12 protein-coding genes are annotated in these 14,609 nt (G+C 64.9%); 8 read left to right on the top strand and 4 right to left on the bottom strand.

Annotated features, from left to right (window positions below; translation table 11 throughout):
- The first annotated feature begins 234 nt into the window (after positions 1-234).
- Complete coding sequence (locus ACFMO5_RS13615) at positions 235-1,824, top strand: FGGY-family carbohydrate kinase (protein ID WP_376793292.1); 1,590 nt, start codon at positions 235-237, stop codon at positions 1,822-1,824.
- Between the two features lie 95 nt (positions 1,825-1,919).
- The gene (locus tag ACFMO5_RS13610; RefSeq protein WP_376793307.1) at positions 1,920-3,392 is read left to right on the top strand and encodes a pyridoxal phosphate-dependent decarboxylase family protein; all 1,473 of its coding nucleotides are present in this window, start codon (positions 1,920-1,922) and stop codon (positions 3,390-3,392) included.
- A 173-nt stretch (positions 3,393-3,565) separates the two neighbouring features.
- Here the strand turns inward: ACFMO5_RS13610 and ACFMO5_RS13605 are convergent, their stop codons facing one another.
- The 3 genes from ACFMO5_RS13605 to ACFMO5_RS13595 form a co-directional block, all read right to left on the bottom strand.
- Positions 3,566-3,871 (bottom strand): DUF167 domain-containing protein, encoded by a 306-nt coding sequence (locus ACFMO5_RS13605; RefSeq protein WP_376793291.1) that lies wholly within the window; start codon positions 3,869-3,871, stop codon positions 3,566-3,568.
- Positions 3,849-5,591: an alpha-glucosidase gene (locus ACFMO5_RS13600; RefSeq protein ID WP_376793290.1), complete on the bottom strand. Its 1,743-nt coding sequence runs from the start codon at positions 5,589-5,591 to the stop codon at positions 3,849-3,851. The genes ACFMO5_RS13605 and ACFMO5_RS13600 overlap by 23 nt, the downstream gene beginning before the upstream one ends.
- A 204-nt stretch (positions 5,592-5,795) precedes the next feature.
- Entirely contained in the window at positions 5,796-6,515 is a 720-nt protein-coding gene (locus ACFMO5_RS13595) for a class I SAM-dependent methyltransferase (RefSeq protein WP_376793289.1), read from the bottom strand.
- A gap of 335 nt (positions 6,516-6,850) precedes the next feature.
- On the opposite strand from ACFMO5_RS13595, the gene ACFMO5_RS13590 reads away from it, so the two are divergent.
- Positions 6,851-7,273: an HIT family protein gene (locus tag ACFMO5_RS13590; RefSeq protein WP_376793288.1), complete on the top strand. Its 423-nt coding sequence runs from the start codon at positions 6,851-6,853 to the stop codon at positions 7,271-7,273.
- Positions 7,274-7,459: 186 nt separating this feature from the next.
- Here the strand turns inward: ACFMO5_RS13590 and ACFMO5_RS13585 are convergent, their stop codons facing one another.
- A complete protein-coding gene (locus ACFMO5_RS13585; RefSeq protein ID WP_376793287.1) occupies positions 7,460-8,095 on the bottom strand; it encodes a YbhB/YbcL family Raf kinase inhibitor-like protein in 636 nt (211 codons plus the stop codon).
- A gap of 466 nt (positions 8,096-8,561) precedes the next feature.
- Here ACFMO5_RS13585 and ACFMO5_RS13580 point away from each other — a divergent pair, with 466 nt between their 5' ends.
- The 5 genes from ACFMO5_RS13580 to ACFMO5_RS13560 all read left to right on the top strand — a co-directional run bounded on the left by ACFMO5_RS13580 (position 8,562) and on the right by ACFMO5_RS13560 (position 14,505).
- Positions 8,562-9,203, top strand: coding sequence for a response regulator (locus ACFMO5_RS13580; protein ID WP_376793286.1), 642 nt, complete (start codon positions 8,562-8,564; stop codon positions 9,201-9,203).
- A gap of 637 nt (positions 9,204-9,840) precedes the next feature.
- On the top strand, positions 9,841-10,539 hold the full coding sequence (locus tag ACFMO5_RS13575) for a hypothetical protein (protein WP_376793285.1): 699 nt from the start codon (positions 9,841-9,843) through the stop codon (positions 10,537-10,539).
- Between the two features lie 189 nt (positions 10,540-10,728).
- Positions 10,729-11,385 (top strand): hypothetical protein, encoded by a 657-nt coding sequence (locus ACFMO5_RS13570; protein WP_376793284.1) that lies wholly within the window; start codon positions 10,729-10,731, stop codon positions 11,383-11,385.
- A gap of 403 nt (positions 11,386-11,788) precedes the next feature.
- Positions 11,789-13,126, top strand: coding sequence for a phosphopyruvate hydratase (eno, locus tag ACFMO5_RS13565; protein WP_376793283.1), 1,338 nt, complete (start codon positions 11,789-11,791; stop codon positions 13,124-13,126).
- A gap of 161 nt (positions 13,127-13,287) precedes the next feature.
- A complete protein-coding gene (locus ACFMO5_RS13560; RefSeq protein WP_376793282.1) occupies positions 13,288-14,505 on the top strand; it encodes a YgeY family selenium metabolism-linked hydrolase in 1,218 nt (405 codons plus the stop codon).
- The last annotated feature ends 104 nt before the right edge of the window (positions 14,506-14,609 follow it).

The following is a 14,609-nucleotide window of genomic DNA, read 5'->3' as shown; positions in this document are numbered from 1 at the left end:
GAGGGTCGTAGACGCTAGAGAAGCGAAGGATATCCAGGCCATGCGCTCCAAAAATCGCCGGTCCATGGGAGAGGGGTTCTAAGGGGGAAGAAGAGATGGACGATGAGGAAGGAAATAATGAAAATAATGAGTGGCGGTTGGGCTGAGGGCTGAAGGCCCGGCTCAACCTCTAAAATGCTGAAGGGGTGCGGACGGGCAGCTTAAATATCCAGGATGGCGAAGGAGGGACCGCCGATGGACAGTGAGCGCTGGATCCTGGCGGTTGATCTGGGGACCACCGGGCCCAAGGTGGGGTTGATTTCCTTAGATGGGGAGATCCTCGGCTGGGAGAAGGAGCCGACGCGGCTGATCCTCCTCCCCGGCGGGGGCGCGGAGCAGGATCCGGCGGAGTGGTGGGAAGCGATCCGGCGGGCCACCCATCGCTTGCTGGATGGGATCCCAGGCGCCCGGGATCGGATCGCGGCCATCGGCTGCACCGGGATGTGGTCCACCCTGGTCCCCGTCGACCCCAACGGCGTCCCCCTCACGAACGCGATCCTCTGGATGGACACGCGGGGCGCCGAGGCGGTGGCGCGCCTGTGGGGCGGGTTCCCCTCGATCGCCGGTTACCGCCTGGATCGCCTGTTCCTCTGGCTTCGCCTGACCGGAGGGGTTCCCGGCCATTCCGGGAAGGATTCCATCGCGCATCTTTTATATTTGCGCCAGCACGTCCCGGAGATCTACCGGGAGACATGGAAGTTCCTCGAGGCCAAGGATTATCTGAACCTCCGTCTCACCGGCTGCGCTGCCGCTTCGTACGACTCGATCGCCCTCTTCTGGCTCACGGATAACCGGGACATCCGCCGGGTGGATTATCACCCCCGCCTCCTTCAACAGGTGGGGGTGGAGCGGGAGAAGCTCCCCGATCTCCGCCCGGCGGTGGAGATCCTGGGCCCCCTCCGGCCCGAGGCGGCGCGGGACCTCAGCCTTCCCCCGGGGATCCCCGTGATCGTGGGAACCCCGGATGTGCAGGCCAGCGCCATCGGATCCGGCGCGGTTCGGGATGAGGAGCCCCATCTGTATCTGGGGACCTCCTCGTGGCTGACCTGTCACGTGCCGTTCCGGCGGGTGGATCTGATCCGCAACATGACCACGCTCCCGTCGGCGATCCCGGGCCGTTACTTTATCGCGAATGAGCAGGAGACGGCGGGCGCGTGCCTTCAGGTGCTCCGCCGGCTCCTCGAGGAGCCGTCCGCTTCCATCGAATTCCCCGAACCGGTCCTGGATCGGATCGCCGCGCAGGCGCCGCCGGGAAGCGGCGGGTTGCTCTTCGCCCCCTGGCTGTATGGCGAGCGAACGCCGGTGGAAGATAGCTCCCTGCGGGGCGGGTTCTTCAATCTCTCGCTGGGGATCCAACGGGAACACCTGGTGCGGGCGGTGTTCGAGGGGGTCGCTTACAACACCCGTTGGTTGCTGGAGGCGGTGGAGGCCTTCCTGGGCCACCGGATCGACCACATCCGGTTCATCGGGGGCGGAGCCCGGTCGGCGATCTGGGGTCAGATCATGGCGGATGTGCTGAACCGGACCATCCATCAGGTCCAGGAGCCCCAGCTGGCGGCCCTGCGGGGCGTGGCGCTGCTGGCCGGGGTTGCCCTCGGCCGGCTGAGCTGGGAAGCGATCCCGGAGCGGGTGCCGATCGCCGCCACGTTCCAGCCCAACCCGGCCCATCGCGCCCTTTATGATGCGCTGTTTCGGGAGTTCCGCGCCTTCTATCGGGCGACCCGCGGGATCTATCGGCGGCTTCAGCGGACCCTGGGGAGGTTGAGCGGCGAAGGGGGAACCTAGCCGGGTGGAAGGTGAAGCGCTCATCGGCGAAGGAGATCGAGATGGCAGGAAACGGAACCTCGGCTTTCCAACTGCGCAAGTTGATCCTGGGATTTATGAAAAGGATCCGGGGCGCCTTCTCCCATCTGGAACGGCCGTTGCGGGCGGTGCCGGGCGTGGAGCGCCGCCTGGAGGCCGAATACGCGGCCGTGCTGCGGGAGCTGGAGCCGATGTTGAAACCTTACCGGGATCTCCCGGGGTTCTCCCGGCTTCCGTCGGAGGGGCAACCCCCGGACCAAGTGCTTCAGCAGCTCCGGGCGTTGGCGGAGCGGGAGGAAGCCCGCTGGCGGGACGGTTACGCCTCCGGCGCGGTGTATCACGGAGGCCCTGAGCACATCGAGTTCCTGAACCGGGTGTACGCGCTTTTCTCCCAGGCGAACCCGCTCCATCCGGACCTCTGGCCCAGCGTCGCCCGGTTCGAGGCGGAGATCGTGGCCATGACCGCTGGTATGCTGGGCGCGGATGCCGCCGGGGAGGAGATCACCGGCACGGTGACCTCGTGCGGCACGGAGAGCATCCTGCTGGCGATGAAGGCCTATCGGGACTGGGCGCGGGAAACCCGAGGGATCACCCAGCCGGAGGTCGTCCTCCCGGTGACGGCCCACGCGGCCTTCGAGAAGGCCGCTCAGCTCTTCGGCCTGCGCCTGGTTTATGTCCCGGTGGACTCGGGGTATCGGGCGGATGTATCGGCGATGGCCCGGTCCATCACCCGACGCACCGTCGTCCTGGTGGCCTCAGCGCCCTCGTTCCCCCACGGCATCATCGACCCGATCCCGGAGATCGCCCAGCTGGCCCGCGCGCACGGCATCGGCTGTCACGTGGACGCGTGCCTGGGCGGGTTTATCCTTCCGTGGGCGGAGCGCTTGGGATATCCGGTGCCGCCCTTCGACTTCCGGGTGCCTGGGGTGACGTCGATCTCCGTGGACCCTCATAAATATGGCTATGCCCCTAAGGGCGTTTCGGTGATCCTGTATCGAGGGGCGCGTCTCCGCCGTTACCAGTATTTTGCCGCCACGGACTGGCCGGGCGGCCTTTATGCGACCCCGACGCTCTTGGGGAGCCGTCCGGGCGGATTGATCGCCGCGGCCTGGGCGGCGATGGTCACGATGGGCGAGCAGGGGTACTTACAGGCGGCCCGGGCGATCCTGGAGACCGGGGCCCGGATCAAAGAAGGGATCCGCGGCATCCCTGAGTTGGAGGTCCTGGGGGACCCCCTCTGGGTGATCGCCTTTACATCGAAGACGATCGATATTTACCGGGTCCTGGAGCAGATGGGGCGGCGGGGCTGGAGCCTGAACGCCCTCCAGCATCCCCCGGCGCTTCATTTGGCGGTCACGCTGCGACACGCCCAGCCCGGGGTGGCCGATCGGTTCTTGCGGGATCTGGGAGAGAGCGTCGCGTGGGTCCGAGCGCATCCGGAGGAGCGGGGGGAGCTGGCGCCCGTTTACGGCCTGGCCGCCACGTTGCCGTTTCGAGGGGTGGTACGGGACCTCCTGTATCGATACCTGGATCTCCTTTACACGGTGTAGCGCTTGAGGCCCCACGGCTGGAAACGGAATTACCGTGGAAGACGATGAACGGGAAAGCCATTTTGGGTTTACGGCGCGGCGGCTTCGCGTTCCCGCAGACGGCAAGCGGGTGGGCGACCGATCCCAGGCGTGGACAAGTTGCTTTTCTGGCTTGGTTCACCCTCCCCCGGAGGTCACCCACGCGGTTCAAGCTTCAGCCGCATGTGCACCCAGTCGGCGGACACCCCTACCACCCGGATCACTTTATGCCGGGAGTTGTGGCCCGCGAGGATCTCCACCGCCTCCACCGGTACGTCCAGCTGTTGGGCCAGGAAGGCCCGCAGGGCCTGATTGGCTTTCCCCCGGGTCGCCGGGGCTCGCAGGCGAACCCGCAACGCATCGCCGTAAAGCCCGACGATGGCGTCCTCCCGGCTCCCGGGGGCGACGTGGACGCTGAATGTGCAACCTTCCGGACCCTCACGGATGCTCAGCCGCTCCATGGCTCTGCCTCTGGGGATGGAGCTCGATGATCGTGATCTCGAAGGGCGCTAAGCGCAGCTCCCGCAGCGCCTCCTCCCTCCGCTCGGCGCGATCGGTGGAGAACAAGCAGCGCCCCCACCCGTCAAGGCCGGTATCGACCTGGGTCGGGTGCGCGGTCATGTTCATCGCCACCAGGCAGGCCTGACCGTCCTCGGGGAGACGGCGGAGGAAGACCAGCGCTTCGTTCGAGTCCTCCGCCAGCGGGAGATAATCCCCGGCCACCAGCGCGGGAGTCCGCTGGCGCAGGTGGATCAGGCGTCGGTAGAACGAGAGGAGGGAGTCGGGATCCTCCAGTTGGTCCGCCACGTTGACCCCCTCAGCGTGGTTGGGGTGGACGGGAAGCCAGGGCCGGACGGCGGCCGGACAGAAGCCGGCGTTGGGGCCGCGGGACCACTGCATGGGGGTGCGGCACTTGTCCCGCCCGAACCGGGCCCCACGGACCACCGCTTCCTCATGGGGGGTCCCGAACAGCTCCCGCTCCACCTGATACCACCAGCGTCCCAATGGATCCCGGAACTGGGAGAGATCGGTGAGGATCAGATCCCGCATGCCGATCTCCTCGCCGTAGTAGATGAAGGGCGTCCCCCGCAGGGTGAGCATCAGGGCGGCAGCCAGGCGGGCGATCTCCAAATCGTGCTGGCCGTCCCCGTAGCGGCTGAGGGCCCGGGAGACATCATGGTTGCCCATGGTGTTGCAGGGCCATGCGCCTGGGGGCATGCCGGCCAACCGCTCCCGCTGGTTCGCCCGCACCACGGCCGGCGTGAGGCGGGGGGCCTTCATCAAGGGGAAGTTGAAAACGAGGTGCAGCTCGTCCTCGCCGTTCCCGTAATATGCCAGGTCCTCCGTCTCCCCAACCAGCACGATGTCCCCATAGGTATCCACCAGCGCCCGAAGCTCCCGCATGACGTCGTGGACCTCCGGCAGGTCCTCCTGATAGCGGAACATCTCCTGGCGAACGCGCTGCAGTCGCTCCCGCTCCGCCTCGTCCGCGGCGGCGCTCCACCGCTTCAGCCATTCCTCATAGCTCATCGGTGCCGTCTGATCCGGGAGGGCGGGATCTTCGAAGAGGGTCCCGACCGCGTCCAGCCGGAATCCATCCACCCCCATCTCCAGCCAAAAGCGCGCCGCGTCGAACATGGCGCGCTTGACCTCCGGGTTGCGCCAGTTCAGATCCGGTTGTTCCTTGAAGAAGAAATGGTAGTAGTACTGGCCGGTCCGCGGATCGTATTCCCAAGCGGGACCTCCGAAGGTGGAGTACCAGTTGTTCGGCGGCCCGCCGTCCCGACCCTCGCGCCAGATATACCAGTCCCGCTTCGGGTTGTCCCGGCTGGAGCGGGATTCCTGGAACCACGGATGTTGGTCAGAGGTGTGGTTCAGGACGAAATCCACGATCACCCGGATGTTCCGCCGGTGGGTCTCCTGGAGAAGGCGCCGGAAGTCCTCCAAGGTGCCGTATTCGGGGGCGACGTCCGTGTAGTTCGCCACGTCGTAGCCCCAATCCACGAGGGGGGAAGGGTAATGGGGGCACAGCCAGATCGCCTCGACCCCTAGGTCCTGGAGGTAATCCAGATGGCGTCGGATGCCCTCGAGATCCCCGATGCCATCCCCGTTCGTGTCTGCAAAGCTGCGGGGATAGATCTGGTAGAAGACCGCCTTCTGCCACCACTTGAGCTCCGACATCGAAGGCCCTCCAGCGATGAGGTGTGATGGGCTTAAAAACGGCGCGGCTGCAGGCCGCATTGGAAGCTGATGGAAAATCTTGAAAATTTTAATTGTCCGGCCTTAAATCGACAATCCCAGCGGGTGAGCCGCTGCGATGCTCATCTGCCCTCTGAGGCGAGATCTCAGATGGAAGTCGGCCCATGGCCGCCGTTCTTTTGGAGCTTATGCCTTCTGGAACATGCCGACGAGGTGGATCCGCCATCCGCGCAGCGGCGGCCATGCGGTGAGCCGTTCGTAGAGGGATGCCAAAGCGAAGGGCAGAGGGTGGAAGGCCCAGTAAGTAGGGTCTTCGATCTCGAACCAGGCGGCCTCCCGGAGGCCGGCCTCGCGCAACCGGCGGCGGAGCGTTCGGGGCGTGTTGGCGCGGTAGAAAACCGGGAAGATGTCTGAAGGCGCGCGGCCGTAGAGACGGTGGACGAGGCGGGGGCGCAGCCAGGCGGGGATCCAGCGACTGAGGGCGATGAGGGGATGGCGCGCGTTGGGGGTGATCAGGAGCAGCGCCCCTCCGGGCTTCAGGACGCGGGCGATCTCTCGGAAGGCGGTCGGAGGGTCCGGCAAGTGCTCGATCACCCAGGTGCACAGGACCAGATCGAAGGTGTGGGCCGGGAAGGGCAGGGCCTCCAGCCGGGCCTGGACGCGGAGGGGGAGGATCAGGTTTTCCAGGAGGGAGAGGAAATCCGCGTCCACCCCCACGGCCAGCCCGACCCGCTCCCGGAAGCGGCCCAGCGCCCCGAACCGGCCGCACCCGGCGTCCAGCGCGCGGGCATCCGGTGCGAGCAGCGGCTCCAGCATGGTGTTGAACACCTCACCGGCGGGCCGCCATCCGGGCCGTCGCCTCTGATACCAGGCGCGGTACCTCTCTTGGCGGGAAAGATCCAGCATACGTCCTCACGCTGCTCCGAGCGTAATGCCTCTTCGATCTTGATTGATATGCCGTTGGTTGTAGTGAGGGTTTCGGGGCGGCCGTGTCAGCGGCCCGCCCCGCATAGGAAATTTCCCTTCGTCGATCGATTCGTTGACCGGTTGATCAATGGTTCCGAACGCCAAGTCCGCTTGGGGCCGTAGGCCATGGATCCATTGGCCAATATTTCGGCCGCTGCTCCTTCGGGCAGGCGAACTTCTTCCTGTAGTTGGTGATCCGCCATACTATAGAAGGCGATCAGGCGGGCGTTCCGACGCCAGTGTGCTTCACCGAAATCCTCACCGGGAGGGATCCGATGAGCTCGTGCATCTTTTGCGCCATCGTGGCACGCCAGCAGCCTGCGGAGATCGTCTACGAGGACGAGCGGACGATGGCCTTCATGGACATCAACCCTGCGAACCCAGGCCACACCTTGGTGATCCCCAAGCGCCACGCGGCGACCATCTTCGAGATCGATGAGGAGGACGCCGCGGCGGTCATGCGCACGGCGGTCCGGGTGGCCCGGGCGATCCGCGCCGCCCTGGCCCCGGAGGGACTGAACTTGGTGCAGAGCAACGGGCGGGCCGCAGGCCAGGAGATCTTTCACCTCCATGTTCACGTGATCCCGCGCTGGGTTGGAGATGGATTACGGCTGGCTCGCCCGCCTGTGGTGCGCCGGGAACGTCCCCTCTCGGAGGTCGCGACGGAGATCCGACGGGCTCTGGAAGCCCTCCCTTGACCGGCGGAGGAGAAATCTTCGAGTGGCCCTTCTCTCGCGCCCGTGTGGAAGCAAGAGGCCCTCCCCCTCCGTCCGGGAGCCCTTCGTTCCATTGAGGACAGCGCAGCGATCGGGGAAGCCGGGGGGCGAAAAGCGCCCGGCTGAACATACCGAGACATGGCTCGATGGCCCCCAGCCCGGCTCTCCTCACCGCCCGTAGCGCCCGGTCAGGCGTCCGACGGCGAGAATATGCCCCTCCAGCGCGCGCTCCACGTCCGTGGGGCTTGCGCCCGGAGGGAGCTCCGGCGGGATGTCCAGGGCGTAGAGCGTGAACCGGTAGCGATGGGGCGGACCTGGGGGCGGGCAAGGTCCTCCATAGCCGATGCGCCTGAAATCGTTCCGTCCCTGCCTTCCGATGCCCTCGAGAGCCGGGTGGGCAGGCAGCCCTTCAGGAAGCTCCGTTCGTTCCGGGGGGATCCCGTAAAGGGTCCAATGGACGAAGCGACCACCGGGGGCATCGGGGTCGTCCATCACCAGGGCCAGGCTCCGGGTGCCTGGTGGAGGAGGATCCCAGCGCAGAGGGGGCGAGCGATCGGCCCCATCACAGGTATACTCACGGGGAATGGTCTCGCCTTCCGCGAAGGCCGGGCTTCGCAAACGGAGATCCGGCAGGCTTCCCCCGGGTGTAGCGGTGGAGGTCGGTTCTCTCTCCAACACGGGGGTCACTGTCCAGCTCAGGGTGTGGGTCGGGGTTTCCCTGGGGAATGCTGGAGTCGCCACCCCACATCCCACACCGAACAGCAGCAAAATACCCATCCACAACACGCCGATCCAATTCCGCATGGCAGTTTCACCTCGAAACTGAATGGGCAATGTCTCTTTGAAAGTGTGTGGAAAATTCGATGCGCGACGTGCTGAAGTCTCAATGGAGGGCATGTTTCCATCATAGCACATACTGCTTCATCCGGATTTGATTTTTAAATATGACCGATGCGCTTTCCGGCGAGTTTCTTATAGGGGCGAGGGACTGCCTTCGGCGGCCCTTCACCCCCAAAGGATTTTGCTCCCCCCTCCCTGCAGCCCTAATTGAACATGCTCTGTCGTAAACAACCGCGGAGGTCGTCCCGGCTCATAGTGGCGAGCTTTCGATTTGTGGAATTTCTGTGAAGGGCGAGCTGTGTAAGCGCCCCGCCCTCTACAGGAATCCCACGGACGGCTTCTGTTCGCAACCGAGCAGCCCAGGGGATTTAAGCCTAAGTCCTGTCTTCCGCGATCGATTTCCTCCTGAAGAGCTTGGGAGGTAGGGCAAATGCCCGTTCGTGTGTTGCTGGCGGATGATCATCCATTGTTGCGGCTGGGTTTACGGATTCTTTTGAGCACGCTTCCCGACTTCGAAGTCGTGGGCGAGGCGGGAGATGGCGAAACGGCCCTCGTCCTGTTGGAGCGTCTGCAGCCTGATGTGGCGGTCCTCGATATCCGACTCCCCCGTCGGGATGGGCTGGCCCTCGCCCGGGAGATCCGGCGTCGGGGATGGCCCATTCGGGTTCTCCTGCTCAGCGCTTACGAGGACGAAGCTTTGATCCAGGAGGCTATGGCGGTTGGGGTGGAGGGTTATCTGCTTAAGCAGGAGGGGATGGAGGCCATCGCCGCGGCCGTGCAGAGCGTGGCGCGGGGTTTAACATCGTTCAGCCCGCAGATCCGAGCCAAGGCCCAGGCTTTGGCTCTTCTCAAGGGGCTGACGGAGCGGGAGCGCGAGATCCTGAAGCTGGTTGCGGAGGGGCTCACCGATCGGGCCATCGCGCACCGTCTGGGGATCTCGCCGCGGACGGTGGGGTATCATCTGGGCCAGATCTTCCAGCGGCTGGGGGTCAACAACCGGGCGGCCGCTGTTCGGGAGGCGATCCGGCGGGGCTGGCTTGAGGGGCCTTCCGGGGAGGAGGTCTCTTGTTGATTGAGGGTTTCGGGGGCTAGGCCAGGCAGGGCGAAGGCCCCAGCCGATTTTCCATCCGGGGGGATTTGGAAGCGGGTGGGGCTGCCAAAGGCCACCGTGCCCACTCAGGGGCTTATCCTGCGTAGGCCGGGAGCCCGGACGGGAGGCCATGTTGTCCGTCTCTTCCAAGTCCAACCCTGAAGGAGGCCTGTGGGAATTCACAGGAGGCCTCCTGTGAAAAATACCGTTGTGGGATGAGCTTCCCACTAATTACAATGAAAACAAGCCAACGCTTTTCCATTTAGGAATTATGCGGTTGATTTCCTCGTGGAGTTTTTGGGGCGGCGCCGAAGGCGCCCGGCTCCGCCCCAAAAAATGTTTTCATCCCCCTTCCCACGGCCCAAAGGGCCGTGGGAAGGGGGGCCTTCCGCCTCTCCCCACGCGCCCCGAACTACGTAACTCTTATCCATTTTGGGGGATGCTCTGTCGCGAACAGAAATAGTTCTCCAATTCGCGGCGTCGATCTCACGGTTCGTGGGATTGCTATACGGGGGGTCGCTGACGCGGCCCACCCCGCATGACAAAGCAAAGCCAGCTCGAACTCCCAAATTGGGGTTCATGGGCATGACCACGTGATGACACTGATCAGGAGATCACAATGAAAGCAAAGATCGTGCTCGGGTTGTTGTTCATCGTGCTGTTCATGGGGGCTACCTTTCCCCAAGCGGCGACGATCCCCCTTGACTGGCGCACGGAAACCGAGCGCGCAACGGCCCTCCGAGAGCCGAGCGGCCTCTGGGTGATCCGCGTCGAGCTCCCCGCCAACACCCCTGAGCATTTGGAGGCCTATCGGAGCGCAAACGCGGCCCGCCTTCGCCGTCTGCTGGAAGCGCCGTGGCCTGGTCCGATTCCGGTTCAAATCACCTTCCGGTCGCCGCTCTCCCTGCGGGCGGTTCGGGTGCTGCTGGATTCCAATCATCTGGAGTTCGAAAGTGTGGCAGGGGTGCTGGCGCCGGACTTCGCTTGGGGCGGCTGGATGGATCCCCGCACCTGGCGTCGGGAGGATATCGATCCTCGTTGGCTGGAGCATGCCGGATGGTCAGGCGATCCGGAGGAGGCGCCCATCATTACTCATTTGACGGGATGGCTGCACCAACCGGAGGATCTACGGTTCTGGCTTCACCGTCCGGAGGTGGAGCTGGTGGACGCCATCGGGGCTGAACTGGAGGCCTGGGTACGCACCCACTGGGTTTACCGGATGTGGGGTGGTCGGCTGGGTTACGCCGACCGGGTGATGCCGGTGTTTCCGTGGATCGAATACGCGCGTTTCCCAAGTCCAACGGGGAAGCAGCCGTGAAGCGGGGTCGGGACGACGGATGCAGCAGGACATGCCCGAGCCGGCGTCCATGGGGTCTTTACGGATCCTTGTGAGGAAGCCGGGGCGGTCGAGGGGATCACCAAAGAACTGTTTGCCCGCAGCTCGGATCATGGGAAGCACAATCTGGAGGCTGCGACATCCATCGGCAATTCTTCGGGAGGGCGCTGTATGAAGCGATGGCTCTGGTGGGGACGCTGGTTCGGCGCGCATTGGGCAATCGGGGCCCTGGGGCTCGGCGGGATGGTCGGGCTGGATCAGGCGCTGACCGCGTTGAAGCGATGGGTTTTCCTTCGAAGCCCCTTCGATATCACCTTGTTCCTGGGGCTAAGTGGGTTGTGGATGGGGGTGCTTCTGGGTGGGGGCCAGGGATGGGCACTGAGAGGTCGAGGATGGAGGTTAGGGCGCTGGGTGCTCGGCAGCGGCCTGGGCGGTGCATTCGGGCTGTTGGGGTTGTGGGGGTTATTCTGGGCGGTAGGGCCCGAGCGGCTGATCCCTCAGGGGCCCGCCGGGATGGGGATCTGGGCCTGGGTTTGTGCGGGAATCGGGCTGGGGATCGGTTTGGGGGCCGGAGCGGCGCAGTGGATCCTGGGATGGGGCTTGGCCAAGGATTCGTGGACGTGGATGGTGGGAAGCGGGCTGGGCGGCGGCTTGGGGGGCTGGGGGGTAGGAGTGATGTTGCTGCGGTTGGGGGAGGAGTGGATAGAGCGATGGGGGTGGATGGGCTGGATGGGGCTGGGGATGGTGGGAGGAACGCTGTTTGCCTTTCTTGCCGCATTGGGCCTTCCCGCCGATCCGTCCGGGGAAGGCGCGGGAAATAGGGCATAGGGGTGGGAAATTCCTTCCCCCTTTGAATAGAAGTTACGCAGGTGGCCGTCTTTTAGTGGCTTTGGGGGTGGGGCTCTCCCGCTTCTTCTAGTGGGCTCCGAACGGCGTAGCTTCTATGAAATCGTTTTGAGGACGGAGCTGCGTCCCTCTGCGCGCAGCTCCGTTCATGAAGCCCCCAGGAGAAAACCAACCGCGGAACTCCGACCTGCATTGCAGGCCTCCATGCGGATGCCTCCGAAGAGGATCGAACTACCTCTTGTCCAAGCAGTGATCCCAGCAACGGATCTGGCGCTGCATCGAGTGAGCGGAAGAGTTTCGGGTAGCCCTTCGGATTGTAATAAAGATGGATTTTCCGTCCTGGCTGGCTATAATCGAACAGAGACTTTATGGGGGGAACGCAACGATGGCGCGAGCGCTGGATTTCCCCACGCGGATCGAGATGGTGCGGGCGCGGGAGATCCTGGACTCACGAGGCAATCCGACCGTGGAAGTGGAAGTGCATCTGGCCGACGGCACCGTCGGTCAGGCGGCCGTGCCTTCGGGGGCCAGCACCGGCGCCCACGAAGCCTGGGAGCTCCGGGATGAGGACCCTTCCCGTTATCTGGGGAAAGGGGTCCTCAAGGCGGTGGAGAACGTGAACACCCGCATCGCCGAGGAGCTGGTGGGCTGGGACGCCCTGGATCAAATCGGGATCGATGAGGCGCTGATCAGCCTGGACGGCACCGAGAACAAGCAGGAGCTGGGGGCCAATGCCATCCTGGGCGTCAGCCTGGCGGTGGCGGTCGCGGCCGCGCGTTCCTTAGGCCTTCCCCTCTACCGCTATCTAGGGGGTGTGGAGGCCCGGGTGCTGCCGGTTCCCATGATGAATATCCTCAACGGCGGCAAACACGCCGATGACTCGGCGGATCTCCAGGAGTTCCTCATCCTCCCAGTGGGTGCCCCCTCGTTCGCTGAGGCCCTGCGTTGGGGAGCGGAGGTCTATCATCACCTCAAGAAGGTCCTTAAGAAGCGGGGTTACAGCACCAACGTAGGGGATGAGGGAGGCTTCGCCCCGAACCTGCGGTCGAACCAGGAGGCCATCGAGCTGATCCTGGAGGCGATCCAGGCGGCGGGATATGCGCCGGGGGAGCAGATCGCCCTGGGGCTGGATGCGGCGGCCAGCGAGCTCTACCAGGATGGAGTTTACGTGCTGCGCAAAGAGGGCCGGTCCCTGCGGGCGCCGGAGCTGGCTGAGCTCTACGCCCGCTGGGTCGAGCAGTATCCCATCCTCTCCATCGAGGATGGGATGGCGGAGGACGATTGGGAGGGGTGGCGGCATCTCTCCGAGCGGCTGGGAGATCGGATCCAACTGGTGGGGGATGACCTCCTGGTGACCAACGTGAGCCGCATCCGCCGGGCCATCGCCGAGCGGGCGTGCAACGCGCTGCTGTGCAAGGTGAACCAAATCGGGACGCTGACGGAGGCCATCCAGGCGGCGCGGCTGGCCCAGCGGGCGGGGTGGGGGCTGATCATCTCCCACCGGAGCGGCGAGACGGAGGACACCTTCATCGCGGACCTGGCGGTGGCCCTGAACGCCGGGCAGATCAAGACGGGGGCGCCGTGTCGGAGCGACCGGGTGGCCAAATACAACCGGCTGCTGCGCATCGAAGAGGAGTTGGGAGAGAGCGCCCAGTTCGCCGGCCGCTCGGCCTTTCCAGGCTGGAGGAAGGATGCGGAATCGGAAAGCCTGCTCACGCGTTAAACCCCCTCCGACCTTATAGGCGGTGGAGCGGCCGGGGAGGGGAGCATGGGGCGGCCCGCTGCACAGCCCGCCCCATGTTTCGTTCGGGAAGATTTTCCACAAGGGGCAGACCGCTGATGCGGTCCGCCCCTTGTAAATTATCTTTTGGAGGGAGATCGACCATGAGCGCCGAGGTGGTTGGGAAAATCCGTCAGGCTGTGGAAGCGCGCCGTGAGGAGCTCCTGCGCTTCTTCTTCGATATCGTGGCCATCCCCAGCCATGACGCCCAGATCCGGGCCGTGGGGGAACGGGTGGCCGAGGAGATGGGCCGCCTGGGGTTCGAGGACATCCGCTTCGACGTGATGGGGAACATCCGGGGGCGGATCGGCCACGGCCCCCGCGTGCTGGTCTACGACAGCCACCTGGATACCGTCGGCGTCGGGGACCCCGAGCAATGGGCCTGGGATCCGTTTCGGGGGCGTCTGGAGGGCGACCTCTTCTACGCCCGCGGCGCATGCGATGAGAAGGGATCCACCCCCGGCATGATCTATGGCCTGGCCATCGCCCGTGACCTGGGGCTGCTGGAAGGGTGGACGGTTTACTATTTTGGCAACATGGAGGAGTGGTGTGACGGGCTGGCCCCGAATATCTTCGTCGAGGTCGACCCGAAGATCCGGCCCGACGCGGTGGTGATCGGGGAGCCCACCGGCTTGCGCGTCTATCGCGGGCACCGGGGGCGGGTGGAGTTGAAGGTGGTGGCCAAGGGGCGGAGCGCCCACGCGGCCTCCAACTGGCTCGGCGACAACGCCATCTACAAGATGCTCCCGGTGATCGCCGCGATCCGGGATCTGGATCCTCAACTGAAATCCCACGAGTTCCTCGGCCGGGGGACCATCACGGTCACTATGATCGAAAGCCGCACCCCCTCCATCAACGCCGTCCCCGACGAGTGCACCATCTACATCGACCGCCGGCTGACCTTCGGGGAGACCCAGGAGGAGGCCCTGGCCCAGGTGGAGGCGTGCATCCCGCCGGAGCATCGAAGGGCGATGCGGGTGGAGATCTTGCGTTACGAGGACCCCAGTTACACCGGCTTCCGGTATCCGGTCGAGAAATACTTCCCGGCCTGGGCGCTGGAGGAATCCCACCCGCTGGTCCAGGCGGGCCAGGCGACGATCCAGGCCCTCTGGGGAGAGCGACGGCCCACCGGGAAATGGGATTTCTCGACCAACGGCACCTATTGGGCGGGGAAGGCCGGCATCCCCAGCATCGGCTTCGGGCCCGGGGATGAGACCTACGCCCATCGGGTCGATGAACACATCCCGCTGAGCGAGGTGGTCCAAGCCACCGCCTTCTATGCGCTCTTTCCTTCCATACTACGGGGTTATCTCCCCTTATAATCAAGGGGGATGGTGCCTTCAATGGCCTTCCCACCTGGTGTTTTCTCGAACCTAGGCCGTTGGTTTCCTCGTGGGGATTTGGGGGTGAGCCGGGCGCCAAAGGC

Origin of the sequence: Thermoflexus sp. (assembly GCF_042408365.1) — a bacterium.
In the GTDB taxonomy this organism is placed as follows: domain Bacteria; phylum Chloroflexota; class Anaerolineae; order Thermoflexales; family Thermoflexaceae; genus Thermoflexus.
This window is presented reverse-complemented; position numbering and strand designations above follow the sequence as displayed.